This is a genomic window from Streptomyces stoeckheimensis, assembly GCF_045822005.1.
GTDB lineage: Bacteria > Actinomycetota > Actinomycetes > Streptomycetales > Streptomycetaceae > Streptomyces > Streptomyces stoeckheimensis.
Window position 1 is genome coordinate 1,353,028 of record NZ_CP169550.1, and the last position, 20,333, is coordinate 1,373,360.

At 71.3% G+C, this 20,333-nt stretch carries 16 protein-coding genes; 5 read left to right on the forward strand and 11 right to left on the reverse strand.

Features of this window, described 5'->3' with window-relative positions; translation table 11 throughout:
- Positions 1–125: 125 nt before the first annotated feature.
- From ACE1OC_RS06325 to ACE1OC_RS06345, 5 genes are all read left to right on the forward strand, one after another.
- Positions 126–3,092, forward strand: a complete 2,967-nt coding sequence (locus ACE1OC_RS06325; RefSeq protein WP_407836130.1) for a lantibiotic dehydratase — start codon at positions 126–128, stop codon at positions 3,090–3,092.
- The gene (locus ACE1OC_RS06330; protein WP_407836131.1) at positions 3,089–4,285 is read left to right on the forward strand and encodes a lanthionine synthetase C family protein; all 1,197 of its coding nucleotides are present in this window, start codon (positions 3,089–3,091) and stop codon (positions 4,283–4,285) included. The genes ACE1OC_RS06325 and ACE1OC_RS06330 overlap by 4 nt, the downstream gene beginning before the upstream one ends.
- Before the next feature lie 83 nt (positions 4,286–4,368).
- Positions 4,369–5,355, forward strand: coding sequence for a thiopeptide-type bacteriocin biosynthesis protein (locus ACE1OC_RS06335; RefSeq protein ID WP_407836132.1), 987 nt, complete (start codon positions 4,369–4,371; stop codon positions 5,353–5,355).
- 531 nt (positions 5,356–5,886) lie between these two features.
- Entirely contained in the window at positions 5,887–6,531 is a 645-nt protein-coding gene (locus ACE1OC_RS06340; RefSeq protein ID WP_407836133.1) for a helix-turn-helix transcriptional regulator, read from the forward strand.
- 16 nt (positions 6,532–6,547) lie between these two features.
- Positions 6,548–7,510, forward strand: coding sequence for a sterol desaturase family protein (locus ACE1OC_RS06345; RefSeq protein ID WP_407836134.1), 963 nt, complete (start codon positions 6,548–6,550; stop codon positions 7,508–7,510).
- 16 nt (positions 7,511–7,526) lie between these two features.
- On the opposite strand, the gene ACE1OC_RS06350 is transcribed toward ACE1OC_RS06345, so the two are convergent.
- From ACE1OC_RS06350 to ACE1OC_RS06400, 11 genes are all read right to left on the reverse strand, one after another.
- Complete coding sequence (locus ACE1OC_RS06350; protein WP_407836135.1) at positions 7,527–8,753, reverse strand: nitric oxide synthase oxygenase; 1,227 nt, start codon at positions 8,751–8,753, stop codon at positions 7,527–7,529.
- Between the two features lie 196 nt (positions 8,754–8,949).
- Positions 8,950–9,630: a sterol desaturase family protein gene (locus ACE1OC_RS06355; protein WP_407836136.1), complete on the reverse strand. Its 681-nt coding sequence runs from the start codon at positions 9,628–9,630 to the stop codon at positions 8,950–8,952.
- On the reverse strand, positions 9,627–10,469 hold the full coding sequence (locus ACE1OC_RS06360) for an SDR family oxidoreductase (RefSeq protein ID WP_407836137.1): 843 nt from the start codon (positions 10,467–10,469) through the stop codon (positions 9,627–9,629). The genes ACE1OC_RS06355 and ACE1OC_RS06360 overlap by 4 nt, the downstream gene beginning before the upstream one ends.
- 51 nt (positions 10,470–10,520) lie before the next feature.
- Positions 10,521–11,063 carry a flavin reductase family protein gene (locus ACE1OC_RS06365; RefSeq protein WP_407836138.1) on the reverse strand — a complete coding sequence of 181 codons (543 nt, stop codon included), beginning with the start codon at positions 11,061–11,063 and terminating at the stop codon, positions 10,521–10,523.
- Complete coding sequence (locus ACE1OC_RS06370) at positions 11,060–11,551, reverse strand: type II toxin-antitoxin system RatA family toxin (RefSeq protein ID WP_407836139.1); 492 nt, start codon at positions 11,549–11,551, stop codon at positions 11,060–11,062. The genes ACE1OC_RS06365 and ACE1OC_RS06370 overlap by 4 nt, the downstream gene beginning before the upstream one ends.
- 1 nt (position 11,552) lies before the next feature.
- Positions 11,553–12,839, reverse strand: a complete 1,287-nt coding sequence (locus tag ACE1OC_RS06375; protein ID WP_407836140.1) for an aspartate aminotransferase family protein — start codon at positions 12,837–12,839, stop codon at positions 11,553–11,555.
- Positions 12,836–13,891 (reverse strand): SDR family oxidoreductase, encoded by a 1,056-nt coding sequence (locus ACE1OC_RS06380; RefSeq protein WP_407836141.1) that lies wholly within the window; start codon positions 13,889–13,891, stop codon positions 12,836–12,838. The genes ACE1OC_RS06375 and ACE1OC_RS06380 overlap by 4 nt, the downstream gene beginning before the upstream one ends.
- Positions 13,892–14,077: 186 nt before the next feature.
- Positions 14,078–15,202: an acyl-CoA dehydrogenase gene (locus ACE1OC_RS06385; protein ID WP_407836142.1), complete on the reverse strand. Its 1,125-nt coding sequence runs from the start codon at positions 15,200–15,202 to the stop codon at positions 14,078–14,080.
- 271 nt (positions 15,203–15,473) lie between these two features.
- Positions 15,474–17,756, reverse strand: a complete 2,283-nt coding sequence (locus tag ACE1OC_RS06390; RefSeq protein WP_407836143.1) for an MMPL family transporter — start codon at positions 17,754–17,756, stop codon at positions 15,474–15,476.
- Between the two features lie 227 nt (positions 17,757–17,983).
- Positions 17,984–19,408 (reverse strand): sensor histidine kinase, encoded by a 1,425-nt coding sequence (locus ACE1OC_RS06395; RefSeq protein ID WP_407836144.1) that lies wholly within the window; start codon positions 19,406–19,408, stop codon positions 17,984–17,986.
- A 68-nt stretch (positions 19,409–19,476) separates the two neighbouring features.
- The gene (locus tag ACE1OC_RS06400; RefSeq protein ID WP_407836145.1) at positions 19,477–20,166 is read right to left on the reverse strand and encodes a response regulator transcription factor; all 690 of its coding nucleotides are present in this window, start codon (positions 20,164–20,166) and stop codon (positions 19,477–19,479) included.
- Positions 20,167–20,333: the final 167 nt, after the last annotated feature.

The following is a 20,333-nucleotide window of genomic DNA, read 5'->3' on the forward strand; positions in this document are numbered from 1 at the left end:
AGGCGGAGCACGGTGGCCGGCCGCCGCACTCCCCGTCACCTGCACCATCCCCGCCGCCGGGCACCTACGCGTGTGCCCGGCGGCACCACGACCACACAACGACAGCTGCCAGGGGGCGAAGAGTCATGGGGCGCGGAGCACGGCTGTACCGGCACACGCAGGCCCTGATGGTACGGGCCACCACGCATCCCGGCACGGGGGTTCCCGCGCCCGACGTGGACCTGTCCGGGCCCGGCGGGCCCGAACGCGGCCGGGCCTGGCTGGCGGCCGTCTGGGAGCATCCCCAGGCACGGGAGGCGCTGGAGACGGCAAGCCCCGTCCTGGCCACGCAGACCACGGCCCTGCTCACCGTTCCCGTGCCGTCCGGGAAGGAGGTCCGGCGGCTGGTGCATTCCACCGCCGCCTACCTGCTGCGCTGGCAGGGACGGGCCACCCCGTTCGGGCACTTCGCCGGAGTCGCGCCCGCCCTCACCGGGCCCACCCCGCAGGCCCTGTGGGGCAGCGGGCAGCGGGCCGTGCTGCGGCCGGACGCCGCCTGGCTGGGCACCGTGACCGACCGCCTCGCCGCACACGCTGGCATCCGCGAACGCCTGCTCATCGCGGCGAATCCGGCCGCGTGTGCCCGGGGAGGCCGGATCGTGGGGCCGGGCCGTACGCCCGCCGACGGCCTCGCCCCGCTGGAGGTGTCCGTGGCGGCCACCGGGCCCGTCCGTACCGCCCTCGCCGCCGCCACCGCCCCCGCCTTGTTCCCGGACGTCGCCAAGGCCGTCGCCGCCGACTACCCGCACGCCGACAACGAGAGCGTCTACCGGCTCCTCGTCCAGCTCCTGGAGCACGGCGTGCTGCTGTCCGCACTGGAGGGCACGGCCACCGCCGCCGACCCGCTCGCCCAGCTCCGTACCCTCACCGACCCCACCGTCACGCCCGGCCCTCTCCTAACCCTCACCTCGGAGGTGACCGGCAGCACCTCGCCGTCCTGGCCGGACACGGTCCTCGACGCCCAGGTCACCATTCCCTCCGCCGTGCTGTCCGAGGCGGAGTCGGCGGCGTCCGTGCTGGCCCGGCTCTCGCCGCACCCATTCGGGAATCCGGCCTGGCGTGACTTCCACCAGCGATTCCGTCAGACGTACGGGGCCGGTGCTGCCGTGTCCGTCATGGAGTTGGTGGGCGATGGGGGGCTCGGCTTCCCGCCCGGGTTCCTGGGGGCCGACCGCCCGGCCCCGGCCCGCGTGCTGTCCGCCCGTGACGAAGCGTTCCTCGCGCTCGCCCAGCAGGCCGCCCTCGACGGGGCCCGCGAGGTGGCCCTCACCGAACCTCTCCTCGCCTCGCTGGCCGTGGTCGACGCCGACGACCTGGCGCTGCCGCCCTCGGTGGAGCTCGCCTTCCAGCTGTACGCCGACGATGCGGACGCTGTGCGGCGGGGCCGGTTCGAGCTGTGGCTGACGGCAGCGGCCCGGCCCTCGTCGTCCATGGCCGGACGGTTCGCCGACCTCCTGCCCGAGCCGGATGCCGCCGCACTGGCCGCCGCCGTGGCAGGCCCGGCCGGGCCGCTGCCCGCCCAGCTCGTCTTCCCGGCCCGCAGACGGCGCAGCTCCAACGTCATCCGGACCCCGCGCCTGCTGGAGCACACGATCTCCCTCGGCTGGCCCGAACACGGGCCCGGCAGCATCCCGCTCGATGATCTCGCCGTCACCTGCGATGCCCGCCGCCTGTACCTGATCCGCTCCTCCAACGGACAAGTCCTTGAGCCCCGCGTACTGCACGCGTTGGAGCCGCGCGTGCAGACGTCGCCGCTGGCCCGGTTCCTCGCCGAAGTCGCAGGCGCCCGCCGTACCGTCTGGCGGCTGCCCGACTGGGGCGCCGCCTCCCGCCTCCCGTTCCTGCCCCGGCTCCGGCACGGCCGGACCGTCCTGGCCCCGGCTCGCTGGCTGCTGGCCGCAAGCCTGTTACCCGGCCCGGCCGCCGACCGCACCATGTGGGAGGAGGCGTTCGCCTCGTGGCGGGACCGGCAGCGCGTCCCGGCGCACGTGGTCCTGGCCGAGACCGAGATGCGGCTGCCCCTCGATCTGGACGTGCCGCTCCACCGCGACCTCCTCCGGGCCCGCCTGGATCGGGCCGGGGAGGTGGAAGTGCGTGAAGCACCTTCGCCGGCCACAAGTTCCACGTCACCTTCCGCGGGCGGGTTCATGGGGCGCGCCCACGAGTTCCTGACCGTCCTGCACGCCACCACCCCCACCCCCGCCTCCGTCGGGCCCGCCGTCGCGGCGGCCATACCGCAGATGCCTGGGGTCTCCCGCATGGTGTGTGCGCACCTGCACGGGCACCCTGCCCGGCAGGACGAAGTCCTGACCGAGCACCTGCCCCGCCTGCTCGACGGATGGAGCCCGGCCCCGGGCTGGTGGTTCACCCGTCACTGCGACACCTCCCACCCCGACCGCGACCGCCCCCTGGTCCTCAACCTCCACCTGGACGGCGCCGACGCTTGGGGGCAGGCCGCCGAACGGCTCGGTACCTGGGCCGACGAGCTGCGAAGCCTCCATCTCGCCTCCCGGCTGGACCTGATCGCCTACCGGCCGCAGGACGGCCGTTACGGGCACGGGGAGGCCCGCGAGGCCGCCGAGCGGGTGTTCGCCGCCGATAGTGTCGCCGCGCTCGCCCAGATCGCGTACGCGGCCCGTACCGGCCTTCCGGCCCAAGCGGTCACCGCCGCTTCGCTCGCCGACCTCGCAACCTGCTTCGCCCCCCGTCCGGCCGACGGCTGGGCGTGGCTCGCCGCGAACCTGCCGCGCGAGAGCGGACCCCAAGACGCCACCCTGACCCGGCACACACGCATCCTCACCGCCGGCGCCGTGTGGCGCCACGACCCGGACGCGTCCGACCTGGCCGAGGCGTGGGCGGTCCGCGCCGACGTCCTCGCCGCCTACCGGCACACCCTCGCCGAGCAGCGTGAGCCGATGACGGTGCTCCGCTCCCTCCTCCACCTCCACCACGTTCGCGCCCTCGGAGGCGGTCCGGACGCCGAGCGGGTCACCCATCGCCTCGCCCGCACCGCCGCCCTCCCGCACACCCACCGCCGCAAGGCCTGCCGGTGAACGCCGCCGCGGTCCTCGAGACCCGCTTCGGCCCGCGTCTGGCCGCCCCCGACCCGGCAGGGGACACCGCGCTTGGGCAGTCCCTCGTGACCGGCGCGGCCGGGGTCGTTCTGTGGCACATCGAACGTGCCCTGACCAGGGCCGGTACGTGGGAGCCGGTCGAAGCATGGCTGACGGCCGCGACCCGCGCGGATGTGACCGCCGCCGACACCGCCTGCCTCAGCTACGGTGCCCCGGGCCTGGCGTTCGTCCTGCACGCGGCCGGAGCCGACGGCCGCGACCGCTATCGCAACGCCCGGGGCCGGCTCGATGCGGCCACCGCCGCCCTCGCGCACCGCCGCGCCGAAACCGCCCACGCCCGAATCCGGCGTGGCGAGCTGCCCACGTTCGCCGAGTACGACCTGCTGCACGGCCTGACCGGCATCGGCATGCACCTGCTGCACCACGCCCCCGGCAGCGACGCCCTCGCCGCCGTCCTCACCTACCTCGTCGCCCTCACCCGGCCCCTGACCTTCCACGGGCAGACGCTGCCGGGCTGGTGGTGCGCCCACGACCCGCACCGCTTCTACACCCCTGGCGGACACGGCAACTTCGGCATGGCCCACGGCATCGCCGGCCCCCTCGCCCTCCTCGCCCAGGCCCAGCGGCGGGGCGTCGCCGTGGACGGGCAGCGCGAGGCCATCGCAACCATCACCGCCTGGTTCGGCCAGTGGCGCCAGGACGGCGAGAGCGGCCCGTGGTGGCCGGAGACGATCACCCGCGAAGAGGCGGCGGCGGGACGCCCCAATGCAACCGGGCCGTGGCGGCCGTCGTGGTGCTACGGCACCCCCGGCATCGCCCGCGCGCTCCAGCTCGCCGCCATCGCCACCGCCGACACCCGCCGCCAGGAGGCCGCCGAACACGCGCTGCTCGCCTGCCTCGCCGACCCCCGCCAGCTCGCCAAGGTCGCCGACCCGGGCTTGTGCCACGGCGCGGCGGGAGTGTTCCAGACCGTGTGGCGGGCAGCCCGCGACGCCCGCGCTCCGGGCCTTGGTTCCGCCGCTCGCAGTCTCGCGGACACGTTCACCGTCCAGCACGCGCCCGAGGCCACCGGGTTCCTCGAAGGCGCCGCCGGACAGGCACTCGCCCAGGCCACCGCCTTCTACGACCGGCCGCCTGCCTCCGGCTGGGACGCCTGCCTCCTCATCACCTGACCCTCGCACCAGCCCAGGCGCTTCAGAGCACATGCGTCGGCCGCGTATTCCCCATTACCTTCTGCGGAGAGGAACCACTCCTGATGAACGCCCCGCACGCCCCCCAAACGACTGAACACGCCGTCCTCGCCGTCCTGTCCGGGCAGTCCCTCGCCGCCACTGCCGCCCGTGCGGGCATCGACGCCGAAGAACTCGGCGACGCCGTCACCCTGTACCGGGCAGCCGGGCAAGCCGTCCTCGCCGAGCAGGCCACCCGCCGCGACTGGCACCAGGTCCGCATCGAGTTCGCCGACTTCGACCGTGCCGAAGACGCCGCCGCAACCCACCTGGCCCAGCGCCTGCGAATGCTGGAGGACAGCGGGCTCCTGGCCGCGTGGTGGTACATCCGCAAGGCGCCGTGCTGGCGGCTGCGGCTGTTGCCCGCACCGGGCGCCGACCCCGCCCGCCTCCACCTCGCCACCTCCGAACTGCTCGGGGCACTCGTGCAGTCCGCAGAGATCATCCGCTGGTGGCCGACCGTCTACGAGCCGGAAGTCCTCGCCTTCGGCGGCCTGGAGGGCATCGACACCGCCCACGCTCTCTTCCACGCCGACAGCCGCCACTTCCTCTCCCGCACCCACCAGCCCCAGGGGTTGGGGCGGCGCGAGATGTCGATGCTGCTGTGCACCGCCCTGTTCCGGTCGGCCGGGCTGGACTGGTACGAACAGGGTGACGTGTGGGACCGGGTGGCCCGGATGCGGCCCCTGCCCGAGGACGTCACCCCCGACCACCTGAACGGCATGGGCGACGGACTGCGGAGGCTTGTGTCCCTCGACACCCGCACGCTGTCCGGCCCCGGCGGCACGATGGAAGCCGCCGCCCCGTGGCTCGCCGCGTTCACGGCTGCCGGGCAGGCCATCAGCAACGCTGCCCAGAGCGGCATCCTGCAACGCGGACCCCGCGAGATCCTCGCCCACCACGTGATCTTCCACTGGAACCGTCACGGCCTCACCGCACGTGCACAGGCCACCCTTGCCCACGCCACCCGAGCCGTCATCATGAACCCGGCTTCCGCCGACCAGGAACCGTGACAGGACGGGTTCCCGCACGCCAGATCCGGGCGGCCTGCCATCGAGGACAGGTGACCGGCAGCACCTGCGTCGGCCGCGGTGCTCCTTCTCACATCGAGCTCTTCGCGGTCTGTATGTCGCGGCGGGTCGTTCCGGCGGCGGTTGAGACAGGCGGTACCCGAAAGTGGTCGGGCGAGATGTTCGCTCGGACGGGGGCCCGGAAAACTTGACGGATAGTCGGCTGTGCGCGGTGGGGAGGCGGGGAAGAACAGCATTGCCGGGCGGAGCCTGGTTGCTGAGCTGTTGCCGACACATGGAGGTGATCGCGATGAGTCGTTCCCGGAAGCACCTCGAGTCCGCTCCTGGCATGTCCCTGCGCTTAATCAGCGGGACCCTGGCCCAGCCGCTGCCCATCCCATCGGCACGGCCGTGACCGCTCGGGAAGCAAAGGGCCCTGTCTGGTCCGGCGCTGTGACGCTCGAGCCAGGATGGCTGACATTTACCGGCCGAGTCGGCACGACAGGTCTCCACTCGCACGCTGCGGCGCAGCTGATGGTGGTCACCGACGGACGGGTCGAACTGCAGGACGGGCACGGAGAGCGTCTGGCCGTGCGGGCCGCTCTGATTCCTACACGGGCCGTTCATGCCGTTTGCGGTTCGGGAGCCACCGCCGTGTTCATCTACTGCGACCCGGACGCTCTTTTTGGGCGCGCGCTCCAGGACTGTTTCGAAGGCGAACGGCAGGATCGCCTCGCCGCATGGATCGCGGCAGCCCGGCCGGCTCGTGAGGCGGCTCGGGCGTCCTCACAACACCAAGTGGCCAAGGCGGCGCTTCGGGCAGTGGGCGTCGAGACATGCCTGGTGGGCGTGGGTCACCCAGCGGTACGCCGTGCCATCGACCGTATGCAGTGTCTGCTGGGCGGCCCGTTGCGGCTGCAGGATATGGCCGAGGCCGTAGACCTTTCCCCCAGCAGGCTCGGCCATCTGTTCGCAGAGGAGTTGGGGCTGTCGTTTCCCGTGTATGTGCGCTGGGCGCGCTTGCGTCGTGCGATGGAGCTGGTGAGGGGAGGGGCCACGTTGACGCAGGCGGCGCACCGGGCCGGCTTCGCCGACAGTTCGCACCTGACCCGGGTGTTCCACGAGATGTTCGGCCTTGCCCCCTCGGAGGTTCTCCGATTCGTTCGCTGGAGTACCTGAAGAGGCCCAGCTTGTCATGTGCGCGATCGCAGCGGATCCGTCCAAGCGGGTCGAGCCGGTGCCGCGCACGCTGACGAGCATGGGCAACGACTTCGTACGCTTCTTCTACGCTCCGCTCCTGCTGGTGGGGATCAACGGGGCGGGCATCGCTCTTGTGGCCGCGGGCGCCTCCAGGCTGTGGCTCCTCGGGCTCCTGGCGGCCGCAGTCGTCGCGTCCTTCACGGCCGAGCGCCTTCTGCCGTATCGCCCGGAATGGAACGAAGCTGCCGGGGACGGTGGTCGTGATGCCGCGCACGCGGTGGTCAACGAGACCTTGATCCTCGGCAGCGTGACGGCCATCCCGCTGCTGGCCGCCGTCGTCACCGTGGCCGATGTGTGGCCGCTCGGTTGGCCGATCGTCGTTCAGGTGCTCTTCGCGATCCTGGTGGCGGATGCGGGTATCACGCTGGTGCATTTCGCCAGCCACAAGGTGGGTGTTCTGTGGCGGTTCCACGCGGTCCACCATTCGGTGCGCCGGTTCTACGGGTTCAACGGGTTGATGAAGCATCCCCTGCACCAGAGTGTGGAGCTGACCGCCGGGGTTGCCCCGCTCCTGGCCATCGGGCTCCCCGTCGATGTCGCCGCCGCGCTCGCGCTCGCGGTCGCCGTCCAGTTGCTCCTGCAGCACTCCAACGCCGACTATCGCGTCGGGCCGCTGCGAGCCGTACTGGCTCTGAACGAAGGGCACCGGTTTCACCACCTGAAGTGGGCCGGGGCCGGTGACGTCAACTTCGGTCTTTTCACGCTGTTCTGGGACCGGTTGCTGGGTACCTACGCCTTCGATCCGGGGCGGCGGTTCACCAGTGAGGACATCGGAATGGCGGACAAGCCGCACTACCCGGACGGCTATCTCGCCCAGCTCGTCGAGCCGTTCCGGGCGCGCGGCGCATGTGCGGCCGATCCGGCCGCGGGGAACAGGGCGGAGCAAGCCGAGGCGTGATCGGGGTGGCCTTGGGTCAGTGGCCGTACGGGCAGCCGCCCCGGCCGCGGGTTTTGGCGTCGTCGTCGAGGTAGAAGTTGGGGCGTTGGTCGGCCTGGTCGTAGTAGCGGTGGAAGACCGGGGTGATGCCGCCGGAGACCGGGGGCACGATCCAGCTCCAGTCGGCCGGCACGCTGCGGCCCTGGCGTTCTTCCTTCTCCAGGTGGGTCAGGAAGTGCCGGGACTCGGTGTGGTGGTCGCTGATCTTGACGTCGGCCGCGTTGAAGGAGTGCAGGACCGCCCTGTTGAGTTCGACGAGGGCTCGGTCGCGCCACAGGGTGGCCTCGTTGCTGGTGTCGAGGCCGAGGTGTTCGGCGATGGCGGGCAGCAGGTTGTAGCGGTCGGTGTCGACGAGGTTGCGGGCGCCGATCTCGGTGCCCATGTACCAGCCGTTGAACGGGGCGAGGGGGTAGTCGATGCCGCCGATGCGCAGGCGCATGTTGGAGATGGCGGGTACGGCGTGCCAGCGCAGGCCCAGGTCGGCGAAGTGCGGGTGGTCGGGGTGGGTGAGGTGGACTTCGAGGACGAGGTCGCGGGGTACGTCGAAGAGCTGGGGCTTGTCGTCGTCGGTGTCGATGACGAGCGGCAGGACGTCCCAGGGGCCGACGGGGGCTTGCCAGCCCAGGCGGCGGACGGTGTCGGTGAAGGCGACGTAGGTCGGATCGCCGAGGATGCCTCCGCCCTCTTGCCGGTAGCCGGCGTAGCGGATGAGCTGGTCGTTCCACACCCGAGGGGCGCGCCGGCCGGGGGTCTCGGGGGCGAAGATGGAGATGGTGGGGCGGATGCGTCCGCCGTTGGTGGCCTGGCGCAGGTGCTCGCACAGCTGCTGGTGGATCTGCTCGGGTGTGGTGGCCTGTCGGCGGTCCAGGACGCGCAGGCTCTTCCAGTACAGGCGGCCGATGCAGCGGCTGGAGTTGCGCCAGGCGACCTGGGCTCCGAAGGTGAGCTCGTCCTCGGTGTGGGTGTAGGTGCCGGTCTGGTCGATCTGGGTGCGGACCTGGTGCAGGCGTGCGGCCAGCGGCGTGGGCTGGTCGGGGTGTTCGGCGTGGAAGAGGCGCACGAACTCCTCGGCTTCGTCCCGGTCGGCGGTGGCCGCGAGGTTCGCGTCCGCGGGGGCGAGTGGCCTGGGTCCGTCGGCCGACGGTGCGTTGTGGGTGTGTGGCGGGTGGAGGGTGGTGCGCGCCAGAAGAGTTTCGGAGTTCATGGGTTTCCTCGCGGGTGGCGTTCGGCTCCGGACACCCACCTCCATGAGGCGGTACGGCCGGATGTGCTGTGGCGCGGGGGTGGGCGTGGGCGTCCACGCGGGGGGCATCGACGACTTCAGGGGGGTGAACCGTCTCGCCGCGTGGGCGCCCACGCCGTCTTGAGGGCCCCGGCCGTGCCGGCCGGGGCGTGCGGGTTCAGGTCGCCTGGCCGCCTGAACCCGCCGGAGTACGGGACTCGCGGGCGATGGAGGTGCCGAACAGCTCGTCCCAGTAGGGGGCGGAGATCCCGAATCCGCGGGTGTCATCGCGGAAGTGGTGGCGCATGTGCAGGGAACGCAGATGGCGCATGAGCCGGTTCTTCGGGGTCGCGTGGTGCAGGTAGAGGTGGAACAGGTCGTACGTGAGGTAGCCGAGGGTGTAGCCGGCCCCGAACGTCAGCGGCAGCGAGCCCAGCCCGGAGGCCAAATAGATCGTGCCACCGACCATGGGAATGCTCAGGATCGGGCTGAGGATGGAGCGCCGCGCGTCCTGCGGGTAGTCGTGGTGGACGCCGTGCAGGATGTAGTGCAGGCGCGCGCCGAAGCCCTTCTCGGGCTCGTAGTGCAGCACGATGCGGTGGCCCCAGTACTCCGACAGCGTCCACGTCAGATAGCCGGCCCCGGACCATCCGAGCAGCGCCCAGCCACCGGCCTGCTCGCGGGCGACGGAGAGCCAGACGCAGACGGCGACGACCGGGGTGAACATCGCGACCGTGGTGGCGGGATGGACGTGGAGCAGATTGTCCAGCCAGCGCCGGCCGACGACGGCGGGTGCGTTACCGCGGCGTACCGCTCCCTTGCTGCTGCCCGTGCTGCGGGTGGGAGGTGCGGAGGTCATGCACCGGCTCCTTCCGCGGTGGGGACCTTCACCCGCGTCTCGTAGCCGGTACGGGCCTGGAAGTCGGTGGTGCGCAGCAGCTGGTCGGCCTTGAGGAAGCGGCCCATCGCGTCGCGCCACGGCTGCGGCAGCAGGAACAGGGAGCGGGTGACGGGGTTGGTCCAGCCGGGCACGTACCGGTTGTAGACGGGGCGGCGCGCGGTGCGCAGCACCGAGCCGGCGATGTCGTCCGGGGTGAGGAGGGGGACGAAGCGGCCCTTGCCGACGCCGGAGGTCAGCTCGGTCTGGGCGGGGATGGGCAGGATGATGGACAGGTCGACGCCGCTGCCGCGCAGTTCGGCGCGTACGCCTTCGGAGAGGCCGACGACGCCGTGCTTGGCGGCGGAGTAGGTGGCGCAGCCGGGCAGGCCGATCATGCCGACGGCGGAGACCATGTTGATGATGTGGCCGCGTCCGCGGGCCCGCATGGGGCCGATCGCGGTCTTCATCCCGTTGAGGGTGCCCATGAGGTTGACGCCGACCTGGTGGGCGGTGTCCTCGTCGCTCTCGTTCTCGAACCGGCTGACGATCATCTCGCCGGCGTTGTTGACGAGGATGTCGATCTCGCCGAGGTCGCTCTCCACCTGCTGCCAGAACGCCCGCATGCTGGCCGGGTCGGTGACGTCGAGCTCGTAGGCGTGCGCGTTGATGTCGGCGGCGACCTTGGCGGCGAAGTCGTAGTTGCGGGCGCCGATGGCGACCTTCGCGCCGGCGGCGATGAACTGTTCCGCGGTGGCGCGGCCGATGCCGCGGCTGCCGCCGGTGATGGCCACGACCTTGTTCTTGATGTCCCTGGGCACTGGTCCTCCTGCTGCGTGATGGGGCTACTGGGGGCGGGCGAGGTGGTGGATCTAGGCGAGGGTGCGGAAGGTGCGGGAATGCCAGACCAGGGGCTCGGCGCCGGCTCCGTGCCCGCTTCCGAGGGTGCGGACGTGTCCGGTGACGATGGTGTGGTCGCCCCCGGGGTGCGTCTGGGCGACCTGGCAGGTCAGCCAGGCGAGCGCCTCGGTGAGTACGGGCACCCCGTCGGTGTGGTGGTGCGGGGTGCGGGCGAAGCGGGCGGCCTGGCTGATCCGGCTGTCGGCGAACTGCTCCGCCCAGTGGGCCTGGTCGTGACGCAGGATGTTGATGGCGAAGGAGCCGGTGGCCTTCAGCCTGGCCAGCGTGTTGCTGTGGTTGTTCAGGCAGAGCAGCACCAGGAGCGGGTCCAGGGACAGCGAGCACACGGCGCTGGCCGTCATGCCGCTGGGCTCCGCGGCGCCGGGACCGCTGGTGGTCACCACGGTGACCCCGGCGGGCAGCTGGGCGAAGACGTCCCGGAACGCCTGGCTGGTCACGGGCTGCGTCGCCGGGGTGTCGCGGGTCGGGGTGTGCAGGGCTACGGACCCGGTCACGGGCGGCCGCCGGTGACGGAGGCGCCGGCCTCGGCCGGTTCGGGCACGGTGAGGGTGATGTGCTCGCCGAGCAGGCCGCGCAGGATCAGCGTGATGGCCTCGATCAGCGCGTCGCAGGCGATCGGGTCGATCAGGGCGGCCAGGCTGGGCATGCCGAGGTCGAAGACGGCGGTGAACCGTACGGTGACCGACTCGGTGTCCTGGGCGACCTGCCAGCTGCCGGAGAAGGTGTCGAAGTCGCCCTCGGTCTGGGTGAAGTCGATCGTGAGCGAGTCGGCGTCGATGGTGTCGCGCTCGCTCCAGCACAGCACGCCGTTACGGAAGTTGACCGACCACTGGGAGTCGACGGTGTCCGCTCCGGCTTCGGTGACAATCACCTCGCGGACCGCGTCGGTGTACTTCGGGTAGGCGGCGAAGTCGCGCAGGAGGTCGAATACGGATCCTGCGGTGACGGCGGGGACGAGCGCGTCGAGAGTGACCTGCGGCATGTCAGAGACTTCCCTTCCGGGAGAAGGCGGTGCGGGACAGGGCGGTGGCGGCGCCGGTGAAGGCGTCGCTGATGCGGTCCAGGTCGGTATCGCCGAGCAGGGCGGGCGGGGTGAGACGCACGACCGTGTGGGCGTTGAGCGAGTGGTTGACCAGCAGGCCGGCTTCCATCAGGTGCAGGACGAGCTCCCCGGCGGCGTGTGCATCGGCGAGTTCGATGCCCAGCAACAGGCCCTGGCCCCGGATGTCGACCACCGGGCCGCCGCGCAGGGGGGCGAGGGCCTTCTCGATCCGTTCGAGGATGTTGGCGCCCAGGACTGCGGCGCGTTCGACCAGACCCTCGGAACCGATGGCTGTGACCGCAGCCGCGGCTGCGGCCATGGCGACGGGGGCGGCCGCGAAGGTGGAGGTGTGCAGGAACGGGTCCTTGTTGAACGGGGCGTACGCCGCTTCGGTGGCGACCGCCGCTGCTACGGGGATGACGCCGCCGCTGAGGTTCTTGCCGACCAGCAGCACATCGGGGCGGATGTCCTCCTTATCGGCCCCCCACCAGGAGCCGAGGCGCCCCAGGCCGGTCTGGATCTCGTCGAGGACGAAGAACGCGTCGTGCTCGGCGGCCAGCTGCTGGACCCGGGTGAGGTAGCCGGGCGGGGGGATGACGACGCCGCCCTCTCCCTGGACGGGTTCGAGGATGACGCAGGCCGGGCCGCCGTCGGCCAGGGCGGCGGCCAGCGTGTCGGCGTCGCCGTACGGGACGTGCTCGGCGGCCAGGAGGGGCCTGAACGGGTCCTGGTAGAGCGGTTTCGCGGTGACGGCCAGCGCGCCGGTGGTCTTGCCGTGGTAGCCGCCGACAGCGGAGATCAGGCGGTGCTTGCCGTGTGCGCGGGCGAGTTTGATGGCGGTTTCGGTGGCCTCGGCGCCGGAGTTGACGAAGTGGACGTAGTCCAGGCCCGGCGGGGTGATGGCCGCCAGGGCTTCGGCGGCGGTGGCGGCCACCGGCTCCAGCAGGATCCGGGTGGCCATGGGGTGCCGCTGGATCTGCTCGATGACCGCTTCGACAACCTTGGGATGGCGGTGGCCCAGCAGGAACACGCCGTAGCCGCCGCAGTCGAGGTACTCCTTGCCCTCGGAGTCCCACACGTACGCGCCGTCGGAGGCGACCTCCATCGCCCCGCCGGTCAGCGAGGCCAGACGGGCCCGGCCGCGGCTGAGGTGGCGGCGGTAGATGTTCAGGACATCACCCACGGTCGCCTCGTCGGCGACGGTGGCGTTCAGGGTGAGGCTGCTCATGCCGGCACCTGCTCGGCGAACCGGCGGCCCAGGCGGCGGGCCTGCGCCAGGTGCAGCACGGTGGCACGCAGGGCGGACTCCGTACCCAACGATCCGGGATGGGGCGGCAGGCCGGGCTCGCCGAGGCTGCTCGGGAACGGGCGCGCCCCGGCGAACAGGGCGGTCATGGCGAGCATGTCGTCGAAGCGGCGCCGGGCCCGCGGGTGCAGATTGGCGATGAACACGGGGCGGATGAGCCGGTCCACCATCTCCGGGCCGACCGTACGCGGCACGGCCACCTCCAGGCCGACTTCGCTCGCGGCCTCGCTGACCAGCTGCAGGACCCGGCCGGTGCTGGGTGCGTGCGCTCCGGCGGTCACCCACACCTCGCCGTCGCGCCGACGCGCTCGCACCAGGGCGCCGATGGTGGCGGCGACCACGTCCTGCGATACGAAGTCGACGGGAGAGGCGGGCGGCAGCGGCACCAGGGGCAGCATGCCGCGCAGCAGGCCCGTGAGCATGCCGTGCATGCCCTGGAAGGCGGAGATCTCCCCGGTGCGGGAGTCCCCGATGACGACCGAGGGCCGGATGATCACGGCCGGGACGCCGGAGGAGCGAACGACCTGTTCGCCGGCCCGCTTGGAGTCCAGATAGTCCTCGGGCCTGGCACTGGCATCCCCGGATTCGTGGCCGAGGGAGGAGCGGGTGAGTTCGGTGCGTGCGACGAACGCGGTCGACACGTGGTACAAAACGGCGTCCGCGTCGGCGACCAGCCGAACGATCTGCCGGGTTCCCGCCTCGTTGAGGGCGTGGGTGGCCTCGGCGCCGCTGGAGAAGTCGGTGACCGCAGCGCAGTGGACGACGGTGTCCACCCGCCGCACCAAGTCGTTGTAGACAGTGGCGTCCAGGCCCAGGCGAGGGGCTGTGAGGTCCCCGGCGAGCAGTTCGTCGGCGCCGTGCACCGGGGTGCGGTGGATCAGGGCGATCACATGGCAGTCGGACAGTTCGGGCAGGAGCGCCGTACCGATCACGCCGGACGCGCCGGTGAGCAGGACGGTGGGAGCAGAAGACACGAGCGAGCACCTCACGGATGGGCAGGATTGCGCGTACGAGAGGACAGGGCGCCGCCGAGACGGAACAGGCGGGCGCGCAGGGGTGCGGCGCCACGGCACGTACGGCCAAGGGCGCGGCACGAGATCCGTCCCAGGCCCCTGGGTGTGAGCCGGGGCGGGCGGTGAAGGAAGAGGAAGGAGCCTGGGTCAGGGGATGCGCAGCGGCTCGCCGGCCAGAGCGTCCACGAGGGGGGCGGCCATCCGCGCCCGGGAGGGCGGGTGGAAGGCCAGGGCCCGGCAGGCGGAGTGCAGGTAGGCGATGTCGCCCGAGGAGATGAAGGCCATGCCTCCCAGGGCTTCGACGCTCAGCGCGAGCACGCGGTTGATCGCGTCCTGGGCGGCGTAGCGGCAGATCAGGGCGGACGCGAGGGTGTCCTGCCCGATCGGCTCGGTGGAGGCGGCGAGCCCTTCGACGGCGAGCGCGGCCGCTTCGAGGGTGGTGGCGGCCTCGGCGCGTACCGCGGCGTCCACGCGGGTGTTGGCGAGGGTGCGTTCGACCAGTGCGGAGGCCGCGCCCAGGTAGCTGGCGGTCATCAGCAGTTCGAACCAGACGAAGCCGACGGTCTGCAGATGGTCGAGCCGGCCGTCGTCGGTGACGTCGGTGCGCACCAGGAGTTCGGCGGGCACCTCCACGTCCTCCAGGACGACCTCGTCGCTCTCGGCGCCGGCCAGGATGGGGCTGCCCCAGAACGGCCGCACGCTCAGCCCGGGCGCCTCCGCCGGGATCAGGGCGATGGCCAGCTGCGGTGTGCCGTCAGGTCCGGGCAGTGCGACGGAGGCGGTGAGCAGGTTCATCGAGTGGGCCAGGCTGCACGGCTTCTTCGACCCGCTCAGCCACACCTTCTCGCCCTCCACCCGCGCGGTGAGATTCGGGGCGAGGATGCCCTGGCCGGTGCGGCCTTCGGCGAATCCGGAGGCGAGCAGCAGCCGGTCCTTGGCGATGGCGGCCAGCAGCATCCATTCCAGGCCGCTGGTGTGGGCAGCGGCCTCGACCAGAGACGCTACGGAGAAGTGGTGCATGGTGGTGGCCACGGCCAGCGACGGGGAGCGGGACCCGATGGCGCGCTGCACCCGTACGGCGGTCAGCAGGTCGGCGCCGTATCCTCCGTGCTCGGCGGGCACCAGAAGTGCGGAACCGCCCGTCTCGGTGAAGGCGGCCAGGCCCGGCCCGCCGGCGCTCTCCAGGTCTGCGAACGGGTGAGCGGCCAGCTCCGCGTCAAGTCCGGGCAGCGCCTTGTCCAAAGCGGCGCGTTCGCGTTGCAAGAACTTCATTCCCGGATTCCCCCACGATGTCGTGTCCCGAACGTTGAACTGCCGCCTAGCAGAGGTTGGTTGGGCCCTGCTTGAGGCGACACCCATGACGCTACGAACTGGGGATGCAGCACTCGTCCAACGCCCGTGCAGCTCTCGAACAGGGTTTCTCATGGATGGGAATGTGTCGTTCCTTGAACTTGTGGACGCGTGGGCGGCCTGGGCAGCACGCCGCCCCGGCACCGTGAACGGCGCCGGGGCGGCGGGGTGAACAGCAGGCTTCGGGGTGTGGTCAGTCGTCGAGGCCGATCCGCTTGTGCAGGCGGGCAAGCGGCTTCGGCGCCCACCAGTTCGCGCGGCCGGCCAGGCGCATGAAGGCGGGTACGAGGATGCCTCGTACCAAGGTGGCGTCCACGATGACGGCCAGCGCGAGACCCACCCCGAGGAGCTTGAGCGGGGTGAGTCCGGAGGTGGCGAAGGCCAGCAGGACGGTGGCGACCAGGACGGCTGCGGCGGTGACGAGGCGGCCGGTGCGCTCCAGGCCCCATGCGACCGCGGAGACGTTGTCGCCGGTGCGGTGGTACTCCTCCTTGATTCTGGAGAGCAGGAAGACCTCGTAATCCATGGAGAGGCCGAAGGCGACGCAGAACATCAGCACGGGGGTGTCGATGTCGATGGCGCCGGTGACCGTGAAGTCGCCCACCAGCCAGCGCAGATGTCCTTCCTGGAAGACGTAGACCATCGCGCCGAAGGTGGCGGTGAGGCTGAGGAGGTTCAGCACGATGGCCTTGAGCGGGATGAGGAGGCTGCCGGTGAACAGGAACAACAGGAGCAGGGTGGAGGCGGCGATGATGCCCAGCGCCCAGGGCAGTTTGTCGCCGAGGGTGGCCTTCGAGTCCACCAGCAGGGCCGCCTGCCCGCCCACCAGGCTGTCCGAGGGTGCGGGCACGGCCCGAACGGTGGAGACCAGGTCCATGCCGCGCTCGGAGTACGGCTCGGTGTCGGAGATCACCGCCAGCCAGGTGCCGGTCTCGGCGCCCTTGGCGACGAACCTCTGGGACACCTCGCTGGGCGGCGCGACCTCACGGCCGGCGCTGTATGAGCCGGTGGCGGCATCGACCCGGGTCACGTCGGGCAGCTTCGACAGGGCGGTGGCATAGGCAGCCACCTCCTTCGTCTCAGCCCTCGGGTCCAGTCCGGGCGCAACGACGGAGATGGGCGAGCCTTCCTGGCTGTCGAACTGCTCGCGCAGGACCTGCGCACCCTGGTGGGCGGCCGAACTGGCGGGCAGGACCCGGTCGTCGCTGTCGGCGAACTCCACGCGCAGGAAGGGGATTCCGAGCGCGATCAATACGGCGACCACGGTGAGGGCGAAGGGCACAGGCCGGCGCATGACGGCCGTGGCGAGCCGGTGCCAGAAGCCCTCGCGGTCGCTGCGCGCACCGCTGTTCTTGGCCTTGCGGCGCCACCACCACACGTTCCAGGCGTCCACCCGGCGGCCGAGTACCGCCAGGAGGGCGGGCAGGACGATGACCGAACCCAGCGCGGCCAGAGCCACGACGGCGATGCCGGAGTAGGCGAAGGAGCGCAGGTGGTACATGGGGAAGACGAGCATCGCGGAAAGCGACAGTGCCACCGTCAGCGCGGAGAACAGCACGGTGCGGCCGGCGGTGCGCAGGGTCTCGGCGATCGCCGGATGCACATCGCGTCCCGCGGCCAGCTCTTCGCGGTAGCGGGTGACGATGAACAGGCTGTAGTCGATGGCGAGGCCGAGTCCCAGTGCGGTGGTGATGTTCACGGAGAACACCGACACCTGGGTCACCATGTCCAGGAGCCGCAGGACGACGAACGATCCGATCACGGCCAGCACGCCGACCGCGAGTGGCGTGCTGGCGGCCACCACGCTGCCGAACACGAGCAGCAGGATGATCAGGATCAGCGGCGCCGACAGCATCTCGGCTTTGGCCAGGTCCTCCTCGCTCTGCTTCTCGATCTCCATGCGCACCGCGGTCGCCCCGGTGGCGGTGAGCTTCAATGGCCCCCGGTCGCCGATGACGGTGGGTAGGACGCGCTTGGCGTGCTTGCGGACCTGGTCCTCGTCACCGGCCAGGCGCACCAGGATCAGGGCCGAGTGACCGTCCTTGGCCTTCAGCGCATCGGCGTTGCCCAGGGACCAGTACGAGGCGGCCTGCACCACGCCCGGTTCCTTGGCCAGGCGGTCGGTCAGCGCCTGGCCTTCGCGGGCGGCATCGTCCGCGTCGACGGATCCGTCGGTCTTGGCGATGAACACCAGGTGCGGGGAGCCGCCTTCGAAGCGGGTGTTGAGCAGTTCGTCCGCGCGTGCCGCTTCCGATCCGGGGGCGGTGATCCCGCCCTCGGACAGGCGGCTTTCGACATCAGCGCCGAAGGGGACGGCCACCACGAGCGCGGCGAGGGTGACCAGGAGCACCAGCACCCGGCGCCGCGCCAGCCACATGCCCAAGCGCGCCAGCCCTCTGGCGGGCGCTGGCGGCGGCGGGGCTGGAGTGGGTGAATCGGCGGTGACGGTCGTGCGGGCAGTGGGTCGGGTTCCCACGGCTCCTCCTAGGGGGTGAGAACGGCCCACGACGGGGCCGTCCAGATGAAAGGGACCAGGGGCCGGCGGCCGGAGCTATCGCCACCGGAGGGGCAGACGCCTATGTAGGCCGTCCGCGCGTACAGACCGTGTGCGGGACGCTGCGGGCGACCGGCGTCAGCGTAGAGAGCCACAGGTCAGGGAATCGGCAGCGCACGTGCAGGGCGTATGCAGGAGACATGGCGAGATCACCTCCTCCTCGCCTCGATGGCCGCGGGCCCCGCCGGAACGCGGGCGGCCGGCTGCTGCCAGGCGGGAAGACGCACCTCGGCGTGCAGGCCGCCGGTGGGAGAACGCTCCAGGAGCACCTCGCCGCCGTTGGCCCGGGAAAGGCTCGCGGCGATCGCGAGCCCCAGGCCGGAGCCCTCACCCGGTACAGCCCCTGGTCCCCGCCAGAAGCGGTCGCAGGCCCGGGTCCGTTCCAGGGCGGTCATGCCCGGCCCCTGGTCCTGGCACTGGACGGCCACCACGCCTCCGTCGGCCACCACCCGTAGCCGGATGGAGCCACCGCCCGGTGAGAGGCGTACGGCGTTGTCGAGGAAGACGTCGAGGATCTGGTCGAGGGTTCCGGGGATCGCTGCGATCAGTCCGTCACTCCCCTCCACGATGTCGATGCCGACCGATCTCGGGGTGGCCACCAGCCGCCAGGACGCGACTCGTTCCTCCAGAACGGCGAGCGCGTCGACCGGGTGCGCCGGCTGTTCCTGGCTCTCCGAACGCGCGAGCAGGAGAAGGGCGTTGAGAATGCGGCTCATCCGCTCCGCTTCCGCCAGCGCCTGTGCCAGGCGCGGGGCGCCGTTCTCGTCGACGTACGGCTCCAGGTTTTCCAGCCGCAAGGACAGGGCCACCAGCGGCGAGCGCAGCTGGTGCGAGGCATCCGCAACGAAGGACTGCTGCACCCGGACCTGATGCTGGACCTGCTCCGCCAGGTGATTGAACGTCTCCGCAAGCACGCGCAGCTCCGGCGGCCCCTGATCAACCGGCACCCGCGCATGATGGTCGCCGGCCGCAAAGTCCAGAGCCGCGCGCTCCAGGTACCGGATGGGCTTCAACATCCATCGAGCCAGCGGCTCCGCCAGGAAGGCGCCCACGGCCAACGCGAGGAGAGCGATGACGGCGATGATGGTCCATGCCGTCATCACATCGACCTGCAGGTCGTCCAGGAACGAGCAGATCACCACCACCGCGACCAGCTGACCGGCTTCGATGACCGGGACAGCGACCACCAGCTCCTTCGCCCGCCAGGAGACGCGCTGCTCAGCCGAGTCCAGGAAGTCGCCGCGCAGCGCCGCCTCCACGGGCTCCTTGCTTCGGATCTCCTGCGGCGTCAGGACGCATAACGCACCCACCAGCGCCTCACCCGCCGGGTCGTACACCTGCATTCGGCCGCCGGTACGGTCCTGGAAGTCCGCGATGCGCGCCCGAGCACCGGCCGAGTCACCGCTGCGTACCACCTCGGACGCCAGATCCTTCATCTCCCGCGCCTGCTGGGTGCGCACATGCGTGAGCTCGCGGACCGCCTGATCGTCGCGTGCCGCTGCCAGCGGCAGCCCCAGCAGCACCAGCACGATGGTGGGTAAGACCAACAAAGCCGCGACAAGGTGACGCCGCACACTTCCTCCGTACCTCTGGGCTGTCGGCGGGGCCGACGGCTCGCCCCGCCGTTGACGAATCGCTGCGGTCAGGCCACATCGGGCACGGCAAGGCGGAACCCCACTCCCCGCACCGCCTCGATCCAGTCCCGGGCACCCAGCTTGGTGCGGAGGGAGCCGACGTGAACATCCAAGGTCCTGGTCGAGCCGTGCCAGTTGGCGTCCCACACCTCGTTGATCAGGTCTTCCCTGGCCCGGACGGCTCCGGCATCGGCCGCCAGCGCCGCCAGCAGGTCGAACTCGCGCCTCGTCAGGCTTACCGGCTCCCCGTGCACCTCGACCTGCCGGGTCCGCAGATCCAGCACCAAAGGCCCGGCCGACCACTGCTCCTCACGGGACTCTCCCGCTGCGCCGGCTGCCGCGGGGCCGGTGACCCGGCGCGCGATGGCGTCCATCCGGGCCAGAAGCTCGCGCATGCTGTACGGCTTGGTCACGTAGTCGTCCGCCCCGGCCTGCAGCAGCAGAATGCGGTCCAGCTCTTCCGCCCGGGCAGTGACCGCGATGATCGGCACCCACGACCGCTCCCGAAGACGGCGGCAGACTTCCTGCCCGTCCAGATCCGGAAGCCCCAGGTCCAGGAGCACGAACTCGGTCTTCGCCGCCGCGGCCAGGGCCTCGTGGCCCGTGGCGACCCAGGCAACCTCATGGCCGAACCGTTGCATCGCCTCAGTGAGCGCATCCGCGATCCGCTCGTCGTCCTCAACAATCAGAACATGCATCGCAACCCCCACATCGATGCGGCTGGCCCCCCGACCAACCATGTCGATATCGAATCCTAGCGATATCATCGGCCTATAGCGATGAAACCAGAGGGTAACTTTCGGACCCCTCTCCGCCACCTGGCATCCATCACAGCCCTCGCGGCAAGGCCGGAAGCCGCGGCGCC